Consider the following 21,720-nt stretch of genomic DNA (forward strand, 5'->3'; position numbering starts at 1 on the left):
AGCGCCAGGGAGTGGCGGGAACGGACGGGGTGCCCGGTTCATCGGGCACCCCGCCCGCGGTCCCCCGGCGGAAGAGCGGCACGCCGTCCCTGTTCGGTGCTCACGGAGGTGCTGTCGGTGTGCGGGCCCGCGTCACAGCGCGGTGGGAGCAGTCAGCGTCGGGTCCTGGCCGGAACGGCGCAGTGCCTCGGCGACGAATCCGGACGCCACCAGCTCGGTCACGAGTTCACCGAGAAACCGTGTGGTCTTCGGGCGCCGCTCCTTCGTGGTGCCCATGGCCTGTCGGATCGTCATGAACGCGGGCTCCAGCAGGCGCAGTTCGGCCCGCCGGGAAACGTGCGCGGTCAGCGGCTGGCGGATGCCGGCCGCCACGTCCAGGCCCTCGGCGTGGAAGACGTCGGTCCCCTCTTCGCCGCGCACCACGGTGGCGTGACGCAGGGTGCGGCTCAGGTGGAGGTCGTACGCGGATCCCTGCTTGACGCCGATGCGCACCCCGTCCCGGTCCACGTCGTCGGCAGAGACGAACGCCGAGTTCACCGGTGCGGCGTACACCCCCTCGATGTGCACGTACGGCGCGCTGAACGCGACTTCCCTCTCGCGGTCCGGATCCACGGCCAGGAAACACAGGTCGGCCCGGCCCTCGGCCATCGCGGCGTACGACTTGCGGGCCGCATCGAAGCAGAGGAACTGCACCGGCAGGGCCAGACGTGCGGCAACCTCGCGGGCGAGCTCGACCGTGACGCCGAACGGCTCGTCGGGGGTGCCCTGAGCAAGGACTGGGTTGCCGAGGTTGATGGAGGCGCGCAGCACCCCGGTCGGGGCCAGGTCGTGCGCAAGCTCTGCGTCTACAGGTGTCATGGCCCGAGCCTAGGAGTGGTGATCGAGACGTGCGACGACGCCCGGGGCGTCGCGAGCGGCGTGGACGACGGCTCACGGGGGGGGGTGAGGGAGATCTTGCGTGAGGTTCCCGCCGGGCCGGCTCCGCGCACCCGCACCATCAGGGACCGTGCCAGACCCGCGGGCAGCGGCATCTCCCCGCGCTCCAGGCGTACGACGGCACCGACGTCCGCGCCGGGCCGGTCGCCGTGACCGCCGTCTGGGTCTGTGTCACGGTCACCCCCCACCTCGTATCAACGCCCAGGTCAGGTCGGCGACCTCGGTCACGCTCATGCCGTTCTCGCCCTCGAACTCGCCGCGGACCCACCGGCCGACGACCGCCAGCAGGGCCCCGCTGAGGAAGTGTGCGCGCACCAGGAGTGCCGTCTTGTCGAACGCGTCCGGCGGGGTCTCGGTCAGCAGCTGCTCGAACCACGCCTGCGCCAGGAGCCGTTCGAGGCGGGCGGCGAAACGCGGGCTGCCGTCCTCGCCGAGCATCCGGCGGTAGACGGCGCGGTGCTTGTCGACCTGTGTGAACAGGCTGATCAGGTGCACCGGTGTGGTGTCGGGCAGCGTATGGGTGTCCGAGATGAGCCGGCAGGCGCGGGCCGCCTCGACCACACCGTCCATCGTCGACTCGGTGGCGTCGAGGAGCAGGTCCTCACGGTCCTTGTAGTGCAGGTAGACCGTGGCCCGGTTCACCTCCGCGCGCTCGGCGATGTCGCCCATGGTGATGCCGTCCAGGTCCTTCTCCATCGAGAGGTCCAAAACCGCGGAGCGCAGCAGCGCCCTGGTCCGCCGGGCACGGGGATCGCGCGAGGCGCCCCGGGTGTTCGAGGTGTTCGGCATGGGACCACGCTTCCACACCACACGACATGAATGCAACACCTGTCTGTTAAGCGACATGTGTCGCACAGTCGGGGAGGAGCCGGCCGCACCGGGCCGTGCGCACACCCCGCAGTCCCCCATCCCCCTGACAAGGAACACGGTTGAGATGAGCGCAATATCCCAGGCCTACATCGTCGACGCGGTGCGCACCCCGGTCGGCCGCCGCAAGGGCGGACTCTCGGGCGTCCACTCCGCGGACCTCGGCGCCCACCTCCCGAACGCCCTGATGGACCGCCCGGGCGTCGACCCCGCCGCCGTCGACGACGTCGTCTTCGGCTGCCTCGACCAGCTCGGCTCGCAGTCCGGGGACATCGCCCGCACCAGCTGGCTGGCCGCGGGACTGCCGGAGAACGTGCCGGGCGTCACCATCGACCGCCAGTGCGGCTCCTCCCAGCAGGCCGTGCACTTCGCCGCCCAGGCGGTCATGAGCGGCCTGTCCGGGCTCGTCGTCGCCGGCGGCGTGCAGAACATGTCGCAGATCCCGCTCACCGCCGCCGCCCTCGTCGGCGACCAGATCGGCCACCCCGCCCCGTACTCGGGGCCCGCGGCTGGCGCAAGCGGTACGGCGACCAGACCGTCAGCCAGTTCCACGCCACCGAGCTGATGGCCCGTCACTGGGGCATCTCGCGCGAGGAGACCGAGGAGTTCGCCCTGACCAGTCACGGCCGGGCCGCCCACGCGGTCGACGCCGGCTGGTTCGAGCGCGAGATCGAGCCCTACGACGACGGCGAGCACGCCCTCGCGGCCGACGAGGGTCCCCGCCGCGACACCACGCTCGAGTCGATGGCGCGGCTGAAGACCCTGGACCCCGCCGGCCGGATCACCGCCGCCAGCGCCTCGCAGATCTCCGACGGCGCGGCCGCCCTGCTCATCGCCTCCGAGGAGGCGCTGCGCGAGCACGGTCTGACCCCCCGGGCCCGCATCCACCGCATGACCGTCCTGGGCGATGACCCGATCATGATGCTCAGCGCCCCGATCCCCGCCACCCGCAAGGCACTCGCGGACGCCGGCCTCACCGAGGACGACATCGACGCCGTCGAGATCAACGAGGCCTTCGCCCCCGTCGTCCTGGCCTGGCAGCGCGAGATCGCCATCGCGCCCGAGCGGGTCAACCCGGTCGGCGGCGCGATCGCCCTCGGCCACCCCCTCGGAGCCACCGGCGCCCGGCTGATGACGACGATGCTGCACCACCTGGAACGCACCGGTGGCCGCTACGGTCTGCAGACCATGTGCGAAGGCGGCGGCCAGGCCAACGTGACCATCATCGAACGCCTCTGACCACGCCCGAGGCCCGGGCCGCCCGAAGCCGGGCCCCTTCTCACCCATGACGCCGGGGACGTGCGCCGCTCACCCGGCCTTCCCGTACTCGGGGTTCATCGCGGCGGCGATCCGCAGGTGCCGCGCCGCCTCCTCCTCCTCGCCCCGTCGCTCCAGGGTCCGGCCGAGCAGCAACCGGGCGTACGCGTCGTCCGGATTCTCCGCCACCAGCCTCTCCAGCCCGCCCTGCGCCCGCGCAAGCTGCGCCGAGTGGTAGTGGGCACGTGCGGCGAGCATCCGTACGCCCCGCTCATCGGGGTACTCCGCCATCAGAGCGCCCAGCAGCGTCAGACAGCCCAGCGGGTCGCCCTTGTCGAGCAGCGCCTCGGCCAGCCGCAGCCGTTCGACCTCGGCCGGCACCTCGCGCCGCGGCTCGGCCACGGCCCGTGCCACGAACCGCGCGATCACCTCGGGCGCGTGCGCCCCGGCCAGCGCCTGCCCACCGATCACCAGGGTCGGCGACGTCGTCACCCCGATCGCCTTGCCCCGCAGCAGGGTCTCCCGTACGTACTCCTCGCCCCCGCCCTCCTCCAGCAGCCGGGCACCCTCGGAGAACCCGGCGGCGGAGGCGACCTCGTGGAGCGTCTCCGTCCGGCTGATGTCACGCCGCTCCACGAAGTGGGCGCGCAACACCCCCTCCAGCACAGCGTCCTGAAGGGCGGCCCCGCCCTGCTCGTACGCCAGGGCGACCAGCCGGTGCGCGTCATGGCTCGAGGCCCGCCACGCCGCTCCCCACCGCGGGCCCAGCCCCTCGGCGGCCGCGATCTCCGAAACCCTGACCCGGTTCTCGGCCGCGCTCATCCCGGGCGCGCACCCCTGCAACGCCGCATCCACCACGGGGTCTCGCAGCACCTCCTCCAGCGGCTGCGCCCGCGCCGGTGCCATCGGGTCGATCCGGAACGGCCGCCACACCACCTCGACGGGCTCGCCGTCCCATCCTTCGAGCGCCCGCGCCAGCCGCCGCTTGCCGATGTACGCCCAGGCGCAGACCATGTCCGCCCACACTTCGATGTGCCTCATGCCCCCAAGTTATTCAACACGTGTCGTTTATTCAACACTCGTCGAACACGTGGCCCCGCGGTGCGCTTCCAGAGGCCGCGACAGGCCGGCTCAGGGAGATGGCTCGTCCGGCGGCGATCAGGTCGTAGCGCATCGTGCGGTCGGCGATCCGGTAGCGCAGCTTCGGTGTGAAGCCGGCTTTCCGGCAGGCGTTGACCATGGCTTCCGGGCCGCCGTCGTCGTCCTCGACGATCGTCAGCCAGGTATCCTCCGCCAGGTCGGCGAGGTCGATCTGCTCCCGCCCGGCCAGCGGGAGGCCCCAGGCGGGGATGGGCGGCCGACAGGCGCACGCACGCCGGCTCTTCGGGTATGAGGGTGCGGGCCGCCGCACCGTCGGGGAGCGGCGCCTCATGGTCGGCGACCTCTCCGTACATGATCGCGTCGTATTGTCCGGCGCCGAGCATGCGGGTGAGGACGGTCACCGAGTGCTCGATGCCGACCTCGATCTGGTGGCCGGGCAGTTCCTGCTCCAGGTGCCCGAACAGCCGTTCGGTAAGGACGAGTTGGATGGAACCGAGCCGCAAGGTCGGATGCGGGACGGCGGCCCGGACGCCTGCCGCGAGGGCGTCCATCTCGCCGAGCACCCGGCGCGCCTTCGCCAGGACGAACTGGCCCAGTCGCGTCGGCTCCACACCGTGCCGGCTGCGGACGAACAGTTCTCCGCCCGTGACGCGTTCGATCCGCCGGAGCTGGGCGGACAGGCCCGGCTGGGAAGTCTCCCTGCGCGCGGCGCGCGCCACCTATCGCACACACCTTGCCGGCTCCACCGACGACCTGAGGGCCCCGATCGCCCTGGCACCCGAGCTCGCGAACACCACCTACCGGAACCTGCTGATCGACTACGCCTGCGCGGGGCCGAAGCTGCCTCGCGGACTCGTTGCCGAGGCTCACAGGGGCCGTCGTCGCCACCGGTGCGGGCCGGATGCGGTGGCGGAGGCTGCCGGGTGTGGACGCTGTCACACGTGCGGTGTTCTACTCCGTGCCATGGCGACTGTGACGAAGTTTCAGCCCGGCCCTGTCATCGACAAGACCGTCCGGCTCCTGACCGAGCACTACGTCTTCCCCGAGACAGCCGGGCAGCTCGCCGACCTGCTGCAACGGCGCCATGCCGAGGGCGCCTACGCCGTTGACGACGCCGAGGAGCTCGCCCGGCTGGTCACCGCGGACCTGCAGTCCGTCAACGGTGACCGGCATCTGAGCCTGCAGTACCACGCCGACCAAGTGCCTGAGAAGCAGGGGGCGGCGGCCCTGCAGTCCATCCGCAAGGACTTCGACACCTCGCTGGGCGGTGCACCCCGGGTGGCCTTGCTCGACGGAGGGGTCGCCGTACTGGAACTGGCACCGATGCTGTTTCCGCTGGAGTGGGCCGCCGAACCACTGACCGCCGCACTCACTTTGACCTCTCGCGCCCAGGCGCTGATCGTGGACCTCAGGGCCAACCGGGGCGGCGACCCGGACACGGTCGCCTTCGTCTGCAGCCACCTGCTGGACGAGCGCACCCACCTCAACTCCATGTACTGGCGCGACGGCGCACGCACCGAGCAGTCCTGGAGCCAGCCGCACGTCCCCGGCACGCGCTTCGGCGGCACCAAGCCGGTGTATGTGCTGACCAGCAACCACACCTTCTCCGCCGCCGAGGAACTGGCCTACGACCTGCAGCAGCTCGGCCGCGCGGTCATCGTCGGCGAGCGCACCCGCGGCGGCGCACACCCCCGGGAGGGCTGGACGGTGCACCCACATCTGGAAGCCTCGATCCCCGTCGGCCGTGCCGTCAATCCCGTCTCCGGCACGAACTGGGAGGGCACCGGCGTACAGCCCGACATACCCTGCGCTCCCGGCGACGCACTGGACCGCGCGCACACGCTGGCCCGCGCCCAGCTGGCAGGCTGACCCTCCGGCAACATCGCGCGCAGTGCCTCCTCCAATGCCGGGTTCCATCCCGCGTGCGGTAACCCGAGGAGGTCTCAGGCAGCGCGGCCCTCCGGCCGGGAGAACCTGCTGTCCCTACGCCGCGAGGACCTCGACATCCGCTACCCGGGACTGCTCGACGCCGTCATCGAGGGAGCCGGGCTCGACGACGAGTCGGACAGGGCCGCCGCCCCGTCCTAGCGTCCGGCCTCCGCCGGCAGGCGGGCTGCCCGCGCCTGCCCGAGGCTGCGCGAGAAGCTGGGCACCTTCCGGGTCTGCCTGGTCCTCGGCGTCACCTGGGCCGTGCGGCACCTCCCGCTGGTCTTCGTCGACGGCGCCGTCCAGCACGACCTGGGCCTCGCCACCCCGAGCGGCGTCCTGTTCGCAGCCAGCAACATCCCGATGGCCATGCTGGTCACCGCCGCCTACGGGCGCGCCGGCATCGCCGCCTCGATCGCGGTGCACTTCGCGGTCAACACGACGATGATCCTGCTCGCCGTGGAGGAGCCGAAGGTCCAGGTCATGATCCTCGGCGTCCAGGCCCTCACGGTGACGGTCCTCCTCCTCACCCACCGCACGGGACGGCGGCGCCCGTGAACTCCGCGACCGACTGGCCGGGCGCCGGTACCGGCTACGCGCTCCGGGTCAGCAGACCGGCGTCGATGACCTCAGCGATCAGGCCGGCGCCGCGGCTGTTCTGGTGGATGTGGTCGGTCGTGAGCACGAGACCTCGCCGCCGCGAGATCGAGTCGAGGCTGCGGCGCAGCACCGCGCGCTGGACGAGGACGCCGACGGCCGCCGCGGGCGTCACCTCCCGGTAGGGGATCGGCGGCGGGTCCGCCCGGCGCAGTTCCTCCATCTGGCGTTCGTGGAGCGGAAGGTAGGCCGTCTCGCTGGTGGCGGCGACCTCGGCGATCATCCGGCTGTACGCCAACGATACCTGTGCCGCTGCTCCGTCGAGCTGTTGGCCGAGCACCGGTATCGACAGCAGACCGATCATCGCGTCGGTCTCCGCGCGCAGCCGGGCGACGACGGCTCCCAGGCACTGCTGGAACCAGCCGGCCGACGGGCGGTCGGGGAGCCGTTTGCGCCTCATGGCCTGCTCGACGGGGTAGCCGGCAAGGCTCGCTCGGGCGTCGTTGGTCCCGATCAGCACGGTGATCACATCGGGTGGGTCGGTGACGACGGCGTCGAGGCCCTGCAGGAGGTTGTGGGCGAAGTCGCCGTTGGCACCGAAACGGGCGAGTTGCACGTCGCCGGGGGTGTGGCGTCGTCCGAGGAGGTCCAGGTAGTCGGCGCTGAACTGAGCGCGGGTGAGGCTGTCGCCGAGGCACGCGATACGTGTCGTCACGGCGCTTGCTCCGGGCCGGGCGTGCCGACGCGTTCGGTCGGGCGGGTGCCGGTCCGAGGACGGTGATCGGTGCCGAGGCCCGCAGTGATGGCCAGGATGGACGTCGGCCCCTCCATGTCGACCACGTGCCACACTCCGGCCGGGTTGATGGTGGCCTCGCCCGGCCCGAGCAGGACGTGGTCGGGCACCCCGTCCACGTCGCGAGTGACCGTCACGGACCCGCTGAGGCACACGACCAGTTCGTCGCCTGCGGGGTGGCGCTCCTCGTGGTCGCCGGGCCCGTCGCCGTCGAAGATCATCACCATCCGGCCCTCTGCGCCGTCTGCCGCGACCGCGGCGCTGTAGGCCCGGAGCACCTCCGGGTCCCAGGTGAAACCCTCGACGGGTGCCGCTCTCGATCCCAGCCCGAGGTGCACGGGGGTGGTCCGCAGGTCCATGGGACTGCCTTCGTGGTTGCCGAGTCTCATGCCGACGATCGTCCACGACGGCGATCGGGCGGTCTTGAAGAAAAGGGAAGAGAAGCCGGCGCGAGGGGCGGACGGTCGGCGGCTACCCGGCTGCGAGGAGGACTTCGCCGCGACGCCAGGCCGTCGGCGACCGGCCGGTGAACTCGCGCCAGTCCCGCACGAGATGGGCCTGGTCGGCATAGCCGGAGAGGGCTGCCACGTCGCCCCACGGGAGCGGGTCCCGCGCCGCCGCCAGTTCGTGCGCGTGCTCGAAGCGCAGGACTCGCGCGAAGGTCTTCGGCGACAGGCCCACCTCACCGCGAAACCGCTCGGTGAGGTACCGGCGGCTCCAGCCGAGTTCCGCGGCGACCGCACCGACCTGGACGCAGCCCCGCGCGGCGACGAGGCGGCGCCATGCCTCGGCCACCTCGGGGCGCACCCGGCGCACATGGTCGCCGCAGGCGCCACGGCCGACCGCTCGGAGGAGCAGTTCGTCCAGCGCGTTGAACCGCGCCCCCCATGTTGTCGCTGATCGGAGCCGGTCGACCAGCTCGGCGGCAAGCGCTCCGAGAAGCTCGTCGAGTGGGACCAGCCGATCGGCGAGCTCGGCGGACGGCATGCCGTAGACGGCCCGGGCCCCGAGCGGTGTCAGCGATACCTGAACACCCTGCTGGCGTCCGTCGTGGTGGATCGCGACGGACCGGCGCATCAGACCGCCGGCCACGCTGCCGAATCGGGTGACCGGTGACCCGTCGTCGACACCCGCCGCCATGTGCAAGGGATCTGACAGACTGATCACCGCGGTGAGCGCGCGGCTCGGCGGGCCGCAGTGCACCCCCGTCGGGAGCCCGCGGAGGTCGAAGCCGACATACGAGTCGACGTACTGCCGCAGGGCGGGCGCCGGACGCCCACCGATCCCGGTGGCCGTGTGGTCCTCCATTTTCGTCAGTGTACGAGCCGCCCGGCCCCGACATCGCGGGCCTCTGCCTCGCGAGGACGGTGTCGCACCACCGGGCCCGCCCCGAAGGGCGGGCCCGGGCCGGGTGTTGCCGGGTGGCCGGCCGGGTGAGCGGGCCGGGTCGGCCTGTGCGGCCGCACGCCGCTCCACTCCCCTACTGAGCCGGCGCGGTCGCGTCGGCCGTCTCGGTGTGCCCGCTGCCGAAGACCTCCTTGACGAGTGTTTGCGTCGCCTTCTGGAATGCCGCTGCCATGGACATCGCCGTGTCGTCGACATAGTTCAGCGCGGCGGTCAGGGTCTTGCTGCCGTCGGGCGTGCTGTACATCAGTGCCGCGTGGCCCGCCATGCCGCCGTTGTGGGTGATGACGGTGCCGCCGTCCTCGCCCGCCTGCTGCACGAACACGCCCAGGCCGTAGCCGGCCTTGGGGTGCGGCTTGCACATCTCGGCCAGCAGCGGGGCCGGCAGGAGCTTGCCGCCCATCAGCGCGGAGATGAACGTGTGGAGGTCCTGGGTGGTGGAGATCATGTCTCCACCGGTGGAGATCCACGAGGGGTTCTGGCGGGTGACGTCGACCGTCTCCGGCCGGCCGGCGTCCTCGTAGCGGTAGTAGGCGTGGGGGTGCGGTTCGGGGATCTCCGGGTCGGTGTCCGGCACCACGGTGTCCGCCAGTCCGAGCGGTCCCAGGATCAGCCGCTGCATCTCCTCGGCGAGCGAGCGGCCGGTGACCTTCTCGATCAGCAGTCTGGCCAGCACGTAGTTGGTGTTGGAGTAGCTCCAGTCCGTTCCCGGCTCGAAGCGTGCCGGCTTGGACAGGGCCAGCCGTACCAGCTCTTCCGGCCGGTAGGTCCTGAACCGGTTGTCCACCCACTCCCGCCCTGCGGTCGTGGCGGGGATCCCCGGCGCGAACGTCCCGTCGTCGTAGTACTCGCCGGTGAAGTTGAACACCCCGCTGGTGTGCTGCAGCAGCATCCGCACGGTGATCCTCGGGTCCAGCCCGAACCCGGTCAGGTGGTCGGCCACCGGGGTGTCCAGGCCGACCGTGCCCTCGGCCACCAGTTGCAGCACCACGGTCGCGGTGAAGGTCTTGGTGTTGCTGCCTATCCGGACGTGCCCGTTCACCGGCGGCTTCGCGGCCTCGCCCAGCTTGCGCACGCCGGCGCTGCCGCTCCACTCGCCCCGCTCGTCGTGCACGCGCATCGTCACGCCGGTGAAGCCTGACTCGACCATCTCCTCGATGGCTTTCTGCAGTTCCGGGCGGTTGTGGTCGGCGGGGGTGGTGGACATGGTGGTGTGCTCCTTCGGAAATCGAGTGCGGGATGCGGCCGAGCGGCGGGACCGGCGCGGGGTGCCCCTCTTACAGGCTGCGGGCGCTGATGTCGCCGTAGGCGGTGGTGGCGTGGATGGTCAGGGCGGCGTCGGTACCGGCGGTGTTGCCGAGCGCGTTGTGGATCCGGCCGTAGGAGGTGCCGGCGTCCAGGGAGGCGGAGACTCCGCGTGCGGCGCCGACCGAGATGTCGCCGGACTCGGTGCGCAGGGTGACCGTGCCGCGCACGGCCTCGGTGATGCGGAGGTCGCCCTTTCGGGTGCTGATCTGCGCGGGGCCGCCCAGGCGGCCGACCGAGACGTCACCGGACTGGAGGGCGAGGCGGGCGCCGGCGGTCTCGTCGAGCTTGACCGTGCCCTGGGCGCTCTCGAAGGAGACGTCACCGAGCCGTCCGACGCCGCGGAACTCGGCGAGGGACGTCTTCGCCTCGACGCGGGAGCCGGCGGGCAGCTGGACGGTCACCTCGATGGATCCGGACGAGCCGAGGATCTCGTTCTTCGCCTCCGGTGCCTCGATCCGCAGGACGCCGTCGCCGTAGGCGACCTCGGTCTGCTGCGCCGCCTTCACGTCGCGGCTCTTGGAGGCGTCCGCGGGGAGGACCTCGACGGCGGTGTCGGTCCGGTCCGCGGCGATGAACCGGACGCGGCCGGCGGGGATGTCGAGGACGGCGGTCACCGGGGCGGGGGTGTCGAACTTCTGCATCGTGCTCTCCTTCGGCTCGTTGTTTCCGATGGAAGAAAAGCTACGTTGCCTTTCATGAAGTGGCAATCGACTCGTTGCGTGAGTCCGTTGTTTTCGCAGGTAGTTGGGGGGAATTCATTGCAACGACGTGGAAATCTAACGCAACGATCCTCGCCTGGTTCGTTGCAATGGATGGAGAGTGAACGCTATCTTGGGGGCCTCACGGACCACTGGAGGAGACCGCGATGCCGGGAGGCAGACTCACCCAGCAGGAACGCCAGCAGATCGCGCTGGGGCTGGCCGACGGGCTCGCCTACGCGGAGATCGCCAGGCGCCTCGATCGCCCGACCTCGACGGTCACGAGGGAGGTGATGCGCAACGGCGGCCCCACCGCCTACCGCGCCGACCTTGCCCACCGCGCCACCGAACACCGCGCCCACCGCCGCAGAAAGGCCGCCCCCCGGGCCCCCCGTACGCCCTCGCAGGCCCACGGACGCGACGCCGAAGCCGTACGCGAGTACGCGGAGATGTTCACCACCGTCTTCATGCAGTCGGGCCTGCCCAGGATGACGGCCCGGGTGCTGGCCGGCCTCTACACCACCGACGCCGGCAGCCTCACCGCCTCCGAACTCGCCGAGAGCCTCCGGATCAGCCCGGCGTCCGTCTCCAAGGCGGTCGCGTTCCTCGAAAGCCAGGGCCTCATCCGCCGGGAACGCGACGAACGCCGCCGCGAGCGCTACGTCGTCGACGACGACGTCATGTATCAGTCCATGATGGCCAGCGCCCGCGCCACCGCCCACCTCGGCGAGGTCGCCCGGCAGGGCGTCGGCATCCTCGGCCCCGACACCCCGGCCGCCGCCCGCCTGGAGAACATCGCCCGCTTCGTCGACTTCGTCTCCGAGAGCATCACCCGCGCCGCGGACCAGGCCCGCGAGATCCTCCACACGAAACCCGGAACGGCCTCTCGGTGACCGGCTCCGACGACAGCGGGGATCACGCGCCTGCCCGCGGGCGTCCGGCCGTGGCAGGATGGCCGCATGCCGATCCGAAAGGGCGATGCCGCGTAGGCGGCCCAGGGCCGTCCGTGCACAGCGGTGGCGGCCACGACGGCAGTATCCGGTCGTGAGAGTGCGCGGTGTCTCCGCGCGGACCCGTGCGGCGATCCGCCGGGTCGAGGATCAGTGGATGTGGCCCAACGCGGTCGCCGATGCGCTCTCCCTCGCCGAGTGGGCCTTCGAGCAGCCCGGACGCTACCTGGACGCCACCGCGTTCGAGTCGCCGGGACTGGGAGACGCCCGTGACGATCTCGAGTGGGCGATGCGGCACCTTCCTCCCGGAGCCCGACGGGACTTGGGCCGGCTGGTCACACGCATCGACGCGGAGATCGAGCGCCGGACCCTGCCGGACCCCCACCTCACCGAGTTGACGGCGTCCGGCTGGTGGTGGACCAGGATGCCGGGCCTCTGACGGGGGGCCCTACGGATGCGGCTGGGCCGAAACGCGGTGATGGTGGACGGACTGCGGCAGGACCACACCGACACGATGGGCGGATGCGCCGATGGACAAGACGGAGCTCCTCGACTTGACGGCGCGCCGGATCGCGCAGGCCCCGGACGGGGGAGAACTGGGCAGCGAGGACGTCACCCGCGTCTTCGACGCCCTTTTCGGCACCGTCGAGCACGCCGGAACGATCGCCGAAGCACTGAAGTCCAAGGGGACGGTCACCCTGGGCAGCTTCGGCAGCCTGGCGCAGGAGGACGGCGCGGCGTCCTTCCGGCCCGGCAAGGCGCTCACCGAGTATCTGCGGGGCGAGGTCGGATGAGCACCCCGCACCGCAGCGGTTCATGGCACGCCTGACGCTCGAGGCCGCCGGTCCGGCGGCGCCCGCCACCGTCTGGGAACGCTATGTGCGCGTGGACCGGTGGGCGTCCTGGTCCCCGCAGATCAGGGCCGTTCACACCGACGCCCTGTACATCACCCCGGCGCTCGAGGGGACGGTCGAATCGTTCGCGGGTCTGCGGATTCCCTTCGTCGTCGAAAGCGTCGATCACCAGCTTCGGACATGGGTGTGGCGGGTTCGCCTGGGGCCGGTTCGGCTGCGCCTCCACCACGCCGTACGGCCCGATCCGCTGGGCAGCTCCACCGGCCTCACCATGTACGGCCCGCTGCCCGTCCTGGCCGGCTACGCCCCGCTGGCACGACTCGCTCTCAGGCGTGCGGTCCGGCCCTGAACCTGCTCACGCGGACGGTGACGGCCGCCGCACCCTGGTCGTAGCACCTGGTGTTTCCCGTGGTCAACCTGTGGTGTCCGAGGTGGGAGCCCGTTCCCCGAGTGCGCACACTACGAACACCGACCATGACGGCCTCGCGCCGTGAACAAGGGGGAACGAACGATGCGTACCACGAGGAAGGCGGCGGCAGCGCTCTCCGCCGCGGCACTGCTCTCCGGCCTGCTGACCCTGGCCGGAGCCCCGACGGCCAGTGCCGCCGACGGCTGCAACAACGACAACGGCCGGACCGTGCGGACCGCGTTCGGCGGCCGGGGGCAGGGCATCGAGCTGCGGGTGAACGGCTCGGGGAACAGCACCTGCGCCTGGGGGCGCATCGTCGGCGGCGCGCCGGGCATGCACGTCTGGGTGGACCGCAGCAGCGACGGCGGCCGGACCTGGGAGCCCCAGCTCGGCTGGAGGGAGATCAGCAGCGGAGGCAGCGTCTGGACCGAGGCGTGGCGCGACAGCAACGGCAAGCTGATGCGTGCCTGCGGCGACTCCGGTTACAACACGGCCATCACCTGCACCGCTTGGTACTGAGCCGCTGTCGCACCGTGGCCGGCCCGGCCCGGTCACGGTGCGAGGTTCCGCGGCGGTGACGTCGGGGCCTCGGTGTGCGCCGGCCGGCGCGGGTCGCGCGCCGGCCGGCATCCGCATGGCAAGACGGCTTGGCATCCGGAGCATCCCCTTCCGTATATTCGTACACATGTATGCATCGGCTCCGCTCCTGTGCCTCGCGCTCTTCGCGTGCTCGGCGTGGTGCGTCGACGACGGCCTCTGTCCCCGCTGAGCCCTTGGGCCGACCGTGCCCCCGCACCGCCGGCCCGCGAACGTCCGCCGTCCCCGTGCACACCACCCCGGAGATTCCGTCCGTGACCACCGCACCCCCTGCCGGGTCGACCCCGGCCGCGCCGCCGCGCGCGACCACCCCGCTGTTCGCCCCCTCCCCCACCTCCTCCGACCGTCCGAAGGCGCCGCCCCTGCCCCCGGTGCGGCGGACGCCGCTCGTCGTATCCGGGCTGCTCGCGGCCGCCCTCACCGCGTACGTGTGGTCCGCGCACGGCGCCAAGCCGGGCGTGCTGCTCCTGCTCGGCCTCGGCCTGGGCGTCGCCCTCTTCCACTCCCGGTTCGGCTTCACCTCCGCCTGGCGGCAGCTGATCGCCGTCGGCAACGGGAGCGGGCTGCGGGCACACGCCCTGCTCCTGGGCACCACGGCCACCCTGTTCGCGCTGCTCATCGGCACGCAGACCGGGCTGTTCGGCTCCCAGCCCGCGCCGTCCGCCGGGCCCATCGGCGTCGGCCTCTTCGCCGGTTCGGCGCTGTTCGCGATCGGCATGCAGCTCGGCGGCGCCTGCGCCTCGGGCACCCTCTTCGCGGTCGGCTCGGGACAGACGTCGATCGTGCTGACCCTCGGCGGCTTCGTCGCCGGCGCCACGCTGGCCGCCTGGCAGTTCGACCTGTGGAAGGACCTCCCCGCCTGGAAGCCCGTCGTGCTGTCCGAGCACATCGGCTGGTTCGGCTCCTGGGGCGTGACCATCGCCGCGCTGCTCCTGGTGGTGCTGGTCAGCCGGCGTGTCCAGGCCCGCCGGAACCCGCCGCCGCTGGGCGCCGTCCCCTCGGCGCGCCGGGCCGCCGTCCGGGCCGTCCGCGGCTCCTGGCCCCTGGCCGTCGGCGCCCTGGCGCTGGCCGTGCTCGGTGCGGGCGTCCTGCTGGTGTCCGGCGGCGTCTGGGGTGTCACCAGCGCCTTCAGCCTGTGGGGCTCGGAGCTGGTGGGCGTGCTGGGCGGCCACCCGGAGAACTGGACCTGGTGGCAGCAGCCCGGCAACGCCGAGATGCTGGCCGGTCCGGTGCTCGCCGACAAGACCAGCCTCACCGACGTCGGCATCATGATCGGCGCGGCCGTCGCCGCCGCGCTCGGCGGCACCTGGGCGCTGCACCGGGGCATCCCCTGGCGCACGGCGCTCGCGGCGGTGCTCGGCGGCGTGCTGATGGGCATCGGCGCCCGGCTGGCCGGCGGCTGCAACATCGGCGCCTACCTGGCGGGCATCGCGTCGGGCAGCCTCAGCGGCTGGCTGTGGGGCATCTCCGCGCTGGCCGGCACCTGGGTGGGTCTCAGGCTGCGGCCCCTGTTCGGCCTGGGCAACCCCAAGCCGGGCGACGGCGTCTGCTGAGGCCGGGCCGGGGCCTCCCCCGGCCGAGGCCCCGATCCCTCTCCACCACGCGGGCCGGGGCCTCGGTGCCCCGGGGGCTCCAGCGTGAAGGACCCAGGCCTGTGCGGCTTCCGTGCCGCACAGGCCGGGCCCTTCACGTGTGGCTTCCGTGCGGCTTTTGTACGCGGTACGTACGGTCGGCGGGGGGCGGTGGCCACGGGCGGACGCGGATGCGGCGGCATCCGGCGCGGTGGCGTCAACGACTGCTCACGGATGCCTCGCCCGAGGCGGTGACCGCACCCGGGCCGGAGGGATGCCGCGGCGCCGCGGAGCTTTCCGCCGGCTCGGACCTCGTCAGCCACAGGCCGGTGAACACGGCCGTGGCCAGGGTGACGGCGCCGGCGGCGAGGAAGGCACGGTCGAGGCCGGCCTCCAGGCCGGTCCCGAAGGAGGCGCCGCCGGACTGCCGGGTGACGACGGCTCCGAGGACCGCGACACCGAGCACCGCACCGATCTGCCGGGTGGTGCTGCTGATGCCCGAGGCGAGGCCGCCTTCCTGCGGGCCGACCGCCTGGACGGCGGCACCTGTCAGGGGGGCCATGGCGAGGGCGAAGCCGGTGCCGGCGAGCGCCAGCCGCCACCACACGTTCCCGTAGCCGGTGTCGGCGTGCACCGTGCCGAGCGCCAGCAGTCCCAGGCCGGCCAGGGCCAGGCCGGTGGTGACCACGATCCGGAAGCCGTACCGGGCGGCGAGCCGGCCCGCGTACGGGCTGACGATCACCATGGCGAGGGACACCGGCAGGGTCTGCAGGCCGGCGCGCAGGATCGAGCTGCCCTGGACGTACACGAAGAACTGGGAGAAGAAGAACGACGAGCCCATGAGCGCGAACCCCACCACGGTCATGGCGGTGTTGGACACGGTGAACAGCCGCTGCCGGAACAGTCCCAGCGGCAGCATCGGAGCGGGGCGACGGGCCTCGACGGCGACGAAGGCGGCGAGGAGGACCGCCGCTGCGGTGAAGCTTCCCAGGATGAGCGGTGAGGTCCAGCCGCGGGTACCGCCCTCGATCAGCCCGTAGGTCAGCACCCCCACCGCCGGCACGGACAGCGCCGTGCCCGGGACGTCGATCGCGGGGGCGCTCGGGTTGCGGGACTCGCCGAGGTGGCGCAGGCCGGCCAGCAGCAGGACCACGCCGATGGGCAGGTTGACCAGGAAGATGGCGGGCCAGCCGAAGGCTTCCGTCAGCACGCCGCCGGCCACGGGGCCCGCGGCCAGGCCGATTCCGCTGAATCCGGCCCACAGCCCGATCGCCTTGATCCGTTCCTGCGGCACGGGACACGCGGCGGCGAGCAGGGCGAGCGAGGCGGGGCTCAGCGCCGCGGCCCCGATGCCCTGCAGCACCCGGCCGGCGAGCAGCCAGCCGACCGAGGGCGCGAGGGCGCACAGCAGCGACGCGGCGGTGAACACCGCCACGCCGGTCAGGTACACCCGCTTGCGGCCGAACCGGTCGGCGAAGACACCGCCGGACAGCAGCAGCATGGCGACCAGCAGGACGTACGCGTCGACGATCCACTGCAGGCCGGTCAGCCGGGTGTGCAGCCGGTGCTGCATGTCGGGCAGCGCCGCTCCGACGATCGTGTTGTCGAGCAGGACCATGAACTGGCCCAGGCAGGTCACCGCGAGCAGTACGGCCCGGTTCGTTCGACTGCCTGCAGCCGCATGCGATGCAGCCATGGGATTCCCCCTCGATCGTCGGTTGCGCCCGGTCACGGCCGACACGGGTGGCCGGTCACCCGAGCGCACTAAAGCAGCCGTCGACTGCGTTAGGCGACTATAAAGAGGGTCACCTCGCAAACGCAAGTGCTGGCTGCGTTAAGGTGGGGGCATGAATGAGCGACAGCCGGCCCGACGGCCCGGCGGGCGCAGTGCCCGCGTCGGCGCGCAGGTGCACCAGGCCGTCACCGGCCTGATCAGCGAGCGCGGCTACGGCAACTTCACCGTCGGCGACGTCGCCGCCCGCGCAGGCGTGGCCGACAGCAGCATCTACCGCCGGTGGGGCGGCATGGAGACCCTGCTCACCGACGTGGCGCTCACCCGGCTCAACGCGCAGTCGCCGATGCCCGACACCGGGAGCCTCGCCGGCGACCTGCGCACGTACGCGGCCCAAGTGGCCCGTGAGATCACCGGGCCGGACGGTCCGGCGGTGCTGCACCTGGCCGTCGCCCTGTCGGGCAGCGGACAGCAGGGCATGCAGGCCGGTGACCGCCTCCGCGCCGAGCGCACCCGCCAACTGCAGTCCATGCTCGACCGTGCCCGCGACCGGGGCGAGACCGCACCCGACGCGTTCGACGTGCTGGACCACATCCTGGCCCCGATGTACATCCGCGTCCTGTTCGGCATGGTCCCGCTCGACCCGGACTACATCGACGGGCTGGTCGACCGGTTGCTGTGACCTCGGCCGGAACCCCAGCTTTCTGGGGTACCCGGAGGCACCGCACCGTCCGAGACTGAAGTCATGGACACCTTGGAAACCACCCTCACCGGCAACAAAGACATCGTGCGCGGGTTCATCGACGCGCTGTTCACCAAAGGCGACCTCGGCGCCGTCGACGACTACCTCACCGAGGACTTCGTCAACCACGACCCGCCCTTCGGCGCGCCCGGCGACCGTGAGGGCATGCGTTCGGCCGGGGCGCTGTTCCGCTCGGCCTTCCCCGACTGGCACAGCGAGCCGCACCAGATGATCGCCGAGGGCGACCTCGTCGTCGAGCGCTTCACCGCCTCCGGCACGCAAGGCGGAGAACTGCTCGGCGCACCCGCCCCGGCCGGGCACCGGACCGTGAGCCTGCACGGGATCAACATCTTCCGCATCCGGGACGGACGCATCGCCGAGCAGTGGTGCCGGCTCGACGAACTCGGCGTTATGCGCCAACTGGGGCTCGTCCCCGCGCAGGCGTAATGTCTGAGGCATGGCGGGAGCGACGGCCGCGGCAGCGCGTCTGGAGCGCCGGATGTCGGGCATCCAGACCCTGTGCCGAGCCGGTCTGGACGCGGACGCGCTGCGCACCGGCTTCCTGGACCGGTTGCGGACGATCATGCCGGTGGACGCGGCCTTCTTCGCCACCGTCGACCCGGCGACGCTGCTGTTCACCTCCGCAGTGGCCGAGGAGCCGCTCGCCGCGGCGACCCCGCTGTTCCTGGAGAACGAGTTCGGACGGCAGGACGTGAACAAGTTCGCCGCGCTGGCCGAGACCGCGCCCGCGGTGTCCTCCCTCGACCTGGCCACCGGAGGTGAGCGTGTGAGCAGCGCCCGCTACCGCGAGGTGATGGCTCCCCTCGGCCTCGGCGACGAACTCCGCGCCGCGCTGGTGACCGAGCATCGCTGCTGGGGTGTGCTGTGCCTGCACCGTGAGGACTCCCCCGCCGGATTCTCCGCCGACGAACTGGCACTGGTCCGCCGCCTGGCCCCGCACCTTGCGGGCGGGCTGCGCCGCGCGGTCACCGGCGGCGCCTTCCCCGCCCAGCCGCCCCTCCCGTCCGCCCAGAGCCCGCCGCCCGGGATCGTGGTACTCGACGACAGCCTCGCCCTGGTGTCCGTCAATCCCGAGGCCGAGCAGTGGCTCGCCGACCTCCCCGGCCACCGGTGGCCCGGCTCCGGGACACTGCCCGTGGCCCTTCACGCTGCCGCCGCACGGCTGGTCCTCGCCGAGCGGGCAGATCCCGTGGCCTGCCCGCCCCCGGCCGCCGTCCGGCTGCGCGGCCGCTCCGGACGATGGCTCTCCCTCCACGCCAGCCGGCTGCAGGACCCGGCCGGCCCCCGCATCGGCATCGTCATCCAGGCCGTCCCACCGGCCGAACTCGGTTCCCTGCTGCTGAGCGCATACGGTCTCACCGAGGCCCAGCTGCGCGTGGCCGCCCTCATCCTCAAGGGCCGCTCCACCCGCGAGATCGTCACCGAGCTGTTCATCTCGGGGAACACGGTGCAGGAACACCTCACAGCGATCTTCGACAAGTTCGGTGTCCGCAGCCGGCGGGAACTGGTCGCCACGCTGCTCGCAGGCAGCCGCCCCCCGGAGTGATCCCGCCGGCCGGCCCGAAGCCCTGGCACTCGCCGGCGGTCAGGCCTCGGAGGCGGCCTGCCGGATCAATGGCTCGAACTCCCGCCGCACGTACGCGTCGAACGGTGCCGTGAGCGCTCCGTCGATCACTCGCCGCACTCCGTGCTCCGCCGCGAACTCCTTGATCGCTGCGCGGGCATCCGGCTCCACGCCCCCGCCCACGATCAGCACTCCGAACTCCTCGCTCCGCAGCAGCTCCCGCGCCCCCTCGTCGGTACTCGCCCCCTCCGCCTCGAAACCGTCCGCCCGCAGCGTGGCCAGCACCTCCGCCAGTCTCGCAGGCGTCCTTCCCAGCACCAGTGTCCTCACGGCCGTTCCTCTCGATGCATCCGCGTCGTCGCCCTCGAACCTAGAAGCTCGACCCGACTTGAGGTCAACCGCTCCCTTCGGACAGTCACCGCCGGACCGCCGCGCCGGCACCACCGCGCAGCCCGTTCACGGGCGTTCGTACAGCTGGAGCAGGCCGCCGAGGGAGAAGCAGGAGGCGCCGCCGAGGGTGGCCCAGTTGGCGACGTCGGCGTTGAGGAGGCTGCCGGTGGCGGGGCGGGTGTAGGCGGCGAGGGCCGAGGCCATGAAGAGCACGGAGCCGAGCTGGTTGACGGCGACGATCCACCAGCCGAGGCTGCGACGGCGGACGCAGGGGCGGCCGTGGCAGATCTCGGCGAGTGCGAGGTGGCCGGAGATCAGGAAGAGGACGCAGCCGATCACGTCCGGGGCCCAGATCAGCCGGTTGGTCTGCCGGACGCTGAGGCCCTGGAGGAAGGAGTCCAGCAGGTCGACGGCGAACACCAGGGTGCCGGTGAACAGGACGAAGGCGCTCAGCCAGTCCACTCGAGCCGGCTCGTAGCTCCACCAGCGCCAGGCGCGGGTGACGAGCCGGCCTTCGCCGCCGGGGACGTGGCGTGGGGCGTTGACGACCTGGAGCAGTGAGACGTAGCCGCCGGTGTTGAAGAAGAGGCCGCCGGCGAAGTAGACCGAGGCGCAGGTGGTGGCGTCGCCGGAGCCGAGCTGGGCGACGCCGGCGCCGATCGCGAAGAGGGCCCCGCCCACGATGAAGGCGATCGCGGCGGTGGCGTTGAGGCTGCGCAGGCGGTGGAGCGCGGTCTCGTCGGCGCGGCTGTGCCGGCCGGCGGGTGCGCCGGGCGGGTGGACGGTGAGGATTCCGCGCCGCCGGGCGAGCCGTGACTCCCACACGGCGGTACCGCCACCGGGAAGGTGCCAGGTGAGGCGGGAGGTGAACGGTCCCGCGCCTTCGGCGCGCTGCTCGCCGGCCGTCATGCGGGCGGGACGGGTCGCCGGTCCGCGTTCCGGCCGGAGCCGCCTCGCGCATCGCTCATGGCATTTCCCGGGTCACTGGGCACAGGGGGCAGCCGGCGCTGCGCTTCCCTCGAACATGCGCCGACTCTGCCAGAGCGAGCCGCGCATGACGGTCATTTCGCGAGTGTTGTGCCCAGCGGTCCCGCGGCCGGGAGCAGGGCGGCGTGCCGGGCCCGGCGCCGGGGCTCCGTAACCGCCACCGGCTGCGGGAGCCCGCGTCGTCCCCCGCGTCGTCCCCCACTTGCTCGATCTATCGATACTCGATAGGTTTTCGTCGTGAAACGTTGATGAAAGGGGTGGGTCGTGAGAAAGCTGACCGTGAGTGTGCTGCGCGCCGTGCTCGTCGTGGTGCTCGCCGGCACCGTCTTCGTCCAGGTGTCGATGGTGTGGGCGCTGATCGCCGACCCGGAGACCGGGAACCTCCCGCTCACCCCGCTGCGGGTGATCACGATCCTGGGGATGGTGTCGGCCCAGGTCGCCCTGGTCTGCGTATGGCGGCTGGTGACGATGGTGCGACGCGGAACCGTGTTCTCCCGCGCCGCCTTCCGGTACGTGGACGGGATGACCGGTGCGATCGTGGCGGCTGCCCTTCTGTGGTTCACGGTCACCGCCCTCAACGCGCCGGGCCAGCGGGACGATCCGGGCGTGACCGTCATCATGGGCGGGATCGGCGTGGCCGTCCTCGGCGTCGCGCTGATCGTGCAGGTGCTGCGGATGCTGCTCGCCCAGGCCGTCGCGCGCGACGTCGAAGCGGCACAGCTGCAGGCCGAGCTGGCCGAGGTGATCTGATGCCGATCGTGGTGGACATCGACGTGATGCTGGCCAGACGCAAGATGTCCGTGGGCGAGCTCGCGGAGCGCGTCGGGATCACGCCCACCAACCTGGCAGTCCTCAAGAACGGCCGTGCCAAGGCGGTGCGCTTCGCGACCCTCGCCGCGCTCTGCGAGGTGCTCGAGTGCCAGCCGGGCGACCTGCTGCGCTGGGAGGCCGAGGACGGCCAAGAGGAGGCAGCGGCAGGAGCACGGCCGGCGGAAGCGGTTCGCTGAGGCGGGCCC

General features: G+C 72.1%; 25 protein-coding genes and 2 pseudogenes. 14 read left to right on the top strand and 13 right to left on the bottom strand.

What is annotated here, in order from left to right; genetic code table 11:
* Positions 1 to 132: 132 nt before the first annotated feature.
* Both ACGF3H_RS29315 and ACGF3H_RS29320 read right to left on the bottom strand, forming a co-directional pair.
* The gene (locus ACGF3H_RS29315; RefSeq protein WP_362498729.1) at positions 133 to 858 is read right to left on the bottom strand and encodes a transporter substrate-binding domain-containing protein; all 726 of its coding nucleotides are present in this window, start codon (positions 856 to 858) and stop codon (positions 133 to 135) included.
* Between the two features lie 255 nt (positions 859 to 1,113).
* Positions 1,114 to 1,725, bottom strand: coding sequence for a TetR/AcrR family transcriptional regulator (locus ACGF3H_RS29320; protein ID WP_362498732.1), 612 nt, complete (start codon positions 1,723 to 1,725; stop codon positions 1,114 to 1,116).
* A gap of 154 nt (positions 1,726 to 1,879) precedes the next feature.
* Here ACGF3H_RS29320 and ACGF3H_RS29325 point away from each other — a divergent pair.
* A pseudogene (locus ACGF3H_RS29325) lies at positions 1,880 to 3,042 on the top strand (acetyl-CoA C-acetyltransferase).
* Positions 3,043 to 3,111: 69 nt separating this feature from the next.
* Here the strand turns inward: ACGF3H_RS29325 and ACGF3H_RS29330 are convergent.
* The 3 genes and pseudogenes from ACGF3H_RS29330 to ACGF3H_RS29340 all read right to left on the bottom strand — a co-directional run.
* Positions 3,112 to 4,101: a DsbA family oxidoreductase gene (locus tag ACGF3H_RS29330; protein WP_362498735.1), complete on the bottom strand. Its 990-nt coding sequence runs from the start codon at positions 4,099 to 4,101 to the stop codon at positions 3,112 to 3,114.
* A gap of 31 nt (positions 4,102 to 4,132) precedes the next feature.
* On the bottom strand, positions 4,133 to 4,492 hold the full coding sequence (locus ACGF3H_RS29335; RefSeq protein ID WP_362498738.1) for a LysR substrate-binding domain-containing protein: 360 nt from the start codon (positions 4,490 to 4,492) through the stop codon (positions 4,133 to 4,135).
* Between the two features lie 313 nt (positions 4,493 to 4,805).
* Positions 4,806 to 4,880, bottom strand: a pseudogene (locus ACGF3H_RS29340) (hypothetical protein); the annotation flags it as partial.
* A gap of 244 nt (positions 4,881 to 5,124) precedes the next feature.
* Here ACGF3H_RS29340 and ACGF3H_RS29345 point away from each other — a divergent pair.
* Together ACGF3H_RS29345 and ACGF3H_RS29350 are read left to right on the top strand one after the other, a co-directional pair.
* Positions 5,125 to 6,030: a S41 family peptidase gene (locus ACGF3H_RS29345; RefSeq protein WP_362498741.1), complete on the top strand. Its 906-nt coding sequence runs from the start codon at positions 5,125 to 5,127 to the stop codon at positions 6,028 to 6,030.
* A gap of 321 nt (positions 6,031 to 6,351) precedes the next feature.
* Positions 6,352 to 6,645, top strand: coding sequence for a hypothetical protein (locus ACGF3H_RS29350; RefSeq protein WP_362498744.1), 294 nt, complete (start codon positions 6,352 to 6,354; stop codon positions 6,643 to 6,645).
* Between the two features lie 34 nt (positions 6,646 to 6,679).
* Here the strand turns inward: ACGF3H_RS29350 and ACGF3H_RS29355 are convergent, their stop codons facing one another.
* The 5 genes from ACGF3H_RS29355 to ACGF3H_RS29375 all read right to left on the bottom strand — a co-directional run bounded on the left by ACGF3H_RS29355 (position 6,680) and on the right by ACGF3H_RS29375 (position 10,830).
* Positions 6,680 to 7,399 carry an SGNH/GDSL hydrolase family protein gene (locus ACGF3H_RS29355; RefSeq protein ID WP_362498747.1) on the bottom strand — a complete coding sequence of 240 codons (720 nt, stop codon included), beginning with the start codon at positions 7,397 to 7,399 and terminating at the stop codon, positions 6,680 to 6,682.
* Positions 7,396 to 7,866, bottom strand: coding sequence for a cupin domain-containing protein (locus ACGF3H_RS29360; RefSeq protein ID WP_362498750.1), 471 nt, complete (start codon positions 7,864 to 7,866; stop codon positions 7,396 to 7,398). Before ACGF3H_RS29360 ends, ACGF3H_RS29355 begins: the two co-directional genes overlap by 4 nt.
* A gap of 82 nt (positions 7,867 to 7,948) precedes the next feature.
* Positions 7,949 to 8,785 (bottom strand): helix-turn-helix domain-containing protein, encoded by an 837-nt coding sequence (locus tag ACGF3H_RS29365; protein ID WP_362498754.1) that lies wholly within the window; start codon positions 8,783 to 8,785, stop codon positions 7,949 to 7,951.
* 172 nt (positions 8,786 to 8,957) lie between these two features.
* Entirely contained in the window at positions 8,958 to 10,088 is a 1,131-nt protein-coding gene (locus ACGF3H_RS29370; RefSeq protein WP_362498757.1) for a serine hydrolase domain-containing protein, read from the bottom strand.
* Positions 10,089 to 10,158: 70 nt separating this feature from the next.
* Positions 10,159 to 10,830, bottom strand: a complete 672-nt coding sequence (locus tag ACGF3H_RS29375) for a DUF4097 family beta strand repeat-containing protein (RefSeq protein WP_362498760.1) — start codon at positions 10,828 to 10,830, stop codon at positions 10,159 to 10,161.
* A gap of 224 nt (positions 10,831 to 11,054) precedes the next feature.
* On the opposite strand from ACGF3H_RS29375, the gene ACGF3H_RS29380 reads away from it, so the two are divergent.
* The 6 genes from ACGF3H_RS29380 to ACGF3H_RS29405 all read left to right on the top strand — a co-directional run bounded on the left by ACGF3H_RS29380 (position 11,055) and on the right by ACGF3H_RS29405 (position 15,250).
* Entirely contained in the window at positions 11,055 to 11,780 is a 726-nt protein-coding gene (locus tag ACGF3H_RS29380; RefSeq protein ID WP_362498762.1) for a MarR family transcriptional regulator, read from the top strand.
* 151 nt (positions 11,781 to 11,931) lie between these two features.
* On the top strand, positions 11,932 to 12,276 hold the full coding sequence (locus tag ACGF3H_RS29385; protein WP_393816557.1) for a hypothetical protein: 345 nt from the start codon (positions 11,932 to 11,934) through the stop codon (positions 12,274 to 12,276).
* A 91-nt stretch (positions 12,277 to 12,367) separates the two neighbouring features.
* Positions 12,368 to 12,631: a DNA-binding protein gene (locus tag ACGF3H_RS29390; RefSeq protein WP_362498768.1), complete on the top strand. Its 264-nt coding sequence runs from the start codon at positions 12,368 to 12,370 to the stop codon at positions 12,629 to 12,631.
* Positions 12,632 to 12,653: 22 nt separating this feature from the next.
* Positions 12,654 to 13,040 (top strand): SRPBCC family protein, encoded by a 387-nt coding sequence (locus ACGF3H_RS29395; protein ID WP_362498770.1) that lies wholly within the window; start codon positions 12,654 to 12,656, stop codon positions 13,038 to 13,040.
* Between the two features lie 162 nt (positions 13,041 to 13,202).
* A complete protein-coding gene (locus ACGF3H_RS29400; protein ID WP_362498773.1) occupies positions 13,203 to 13,619 on the top strand; it encodes a glycosyl hydrolase in 417 nt (138 codons plus the stop codon).
* A gap of 332 nt (positions 13,620 to 13,951) precedes the next feature.
* Positions 13,952 to 15,250 carry a YeeE/YedE family protein gene (locus ACGF3H_RS29405; RefSeq protein WP_362498774.1) on the top strand — a complete coding sequence of 433 codons (1,299 nt, stop codon included), beginning with the start codon at positions 13,952 to 13,954 and terminating at the stop codon, positions 15,248 to 15,250.
* A gap of 235 nt (positions 15,251 to 15,485) precedes the next feature.
* On the opposite strand, the gene ACGF3H_RS29410 is transcribed toward ACGF3H_RS29405, so the two are convergent.
* Positions 15,486 to 16,964: an MFS transporter gene (locus ACGF3H_RS29410; RefSeq protein ID WP_362498775.1), complete on the bottom strand. Its 1,479-nt coding sequence runs from the start codon at positions 16,962 to 16,964 to the stop codon at positions 15,486 to 15,488.
* 151 nt (positions 16,965 to 17,115) lie between these two features.
* Between ACGF3H_RS29410 and ACGF3H_RS29415 the strand changes: the two genes are divergently transcribed.
* From ACGF3H_RS29415 to ACGF3H_RS29425, 3 genes are all read left to right on the top strand, one after another.
* Positions 17,116 to 17,682, top strand: a complete 567-nt coding sequence (locus ACGF3H_RS29415; protein WP_362498777.1) for a TetR/AcrR family transcriptional regulator — start codon at positions 17,116 to 17,118, stop codon at positions 17,680 to 17,682.
* Positions 17,683 to 17,745: 63 nt separating this feature from the next.
* On the top strand, positions 17,746 to 18,189 hold the full coding sequence (locus ACGF3H_RS29420) for an ester cyclase (protein WP_362498780.1): 444 nt from the start codon (positions 17,746 to 17,748) through the stop codon (positions 18,187 to 18,189).
* 10 nt (positions 18,190 to 18,199) lie between these two features.
* Positions 18,200 to 19,309, top strand: a complete 1,110-nt coding sequence (locus tag ACGF3H_RS29425) for a LuxR C-terminal-related transcriptional regulator (protein WP_362498783.1) — start codon at positions 18,200 to 18,202, stop codon at positions 19,307 to 19,309.
* Between the two features lie 39 nt (positions 19,310 to 19,348).
* On the opposite strand, the gene ACGF3H_RS29430 is transcribed toward ACGF3H_RS29425, so the two are convergent.
* Positions 19,349 to 19,657 (bottom strand): hypothetical protein, encoded by a 309-nt coding sequence (locus ACGF3H_RS29430; protein ID WP_362498785.1) that lies wholly within the window; start codon positions 19,655 to 19,657, stop codon positions 19,349 to 19,351.
* Positions 19,658 to 19,783: 126 nt separating this feature from the next.
* A complete protein-coding gene (locus tag ACGF3H_RS29435) occupies positions 19,784 to 20,626 on the bottom strand; it encodes a hypothetical protein (RefSeq protein ID WP_362498788.1) in 843 nt (280 codons plus the stop codon).
* A gap of 342 nt (positions 20,627 to 20,968) precedes the next feature.
* Between ACGF3H_RS29435 and ACGF3H_RS29440 the strand changes: the two genes are divergently transcribed.
* Both ACGF3H_RS29440 and ACGF3H_RS29445 read left to right on the top strand, forming a co-directional pair.
* Positions 20,969 to 21,454: a DUF2975 domain-containing protein gene (locus tag ACGF3H_RS29440; RefSeq protein WP_362498790.1), complete on the top strand. Its 486-nt coding sequence runs from the start codon at positions 20,969 to 20,971 to the stop codon at positions 21,452 to 21,454.
* On the top strand, positions 21,454 to 21,711 hold the full coding sequence (locus tag ACGF3H_RS29445) for a helix-turn-helix transcriptional regulator (protein ID WP_362498793.1): 258 nt from the start codon (positions 21,454 to 21,456) through the stop codon (positions 21,709 to 21,711). The genes ACGF3H_RS29440 and ACGF3H_RS29445 overlap by 1 nt, the downstream gene beginning before the upstream one ends.
* Positions 21,712 to 21,720: the final 9 nt, after the last annotated feature.

The sequence above is a fragment of the Streptomyces sp. NPDC048185 genome, assembly GCF_043202495.1.
Taxonomy (GTDB): domain Bacteria; phylum Actinomycetota; class Actinomycetes; order Streptomycetales; family Streptomycetaceae; genus Streptomyces.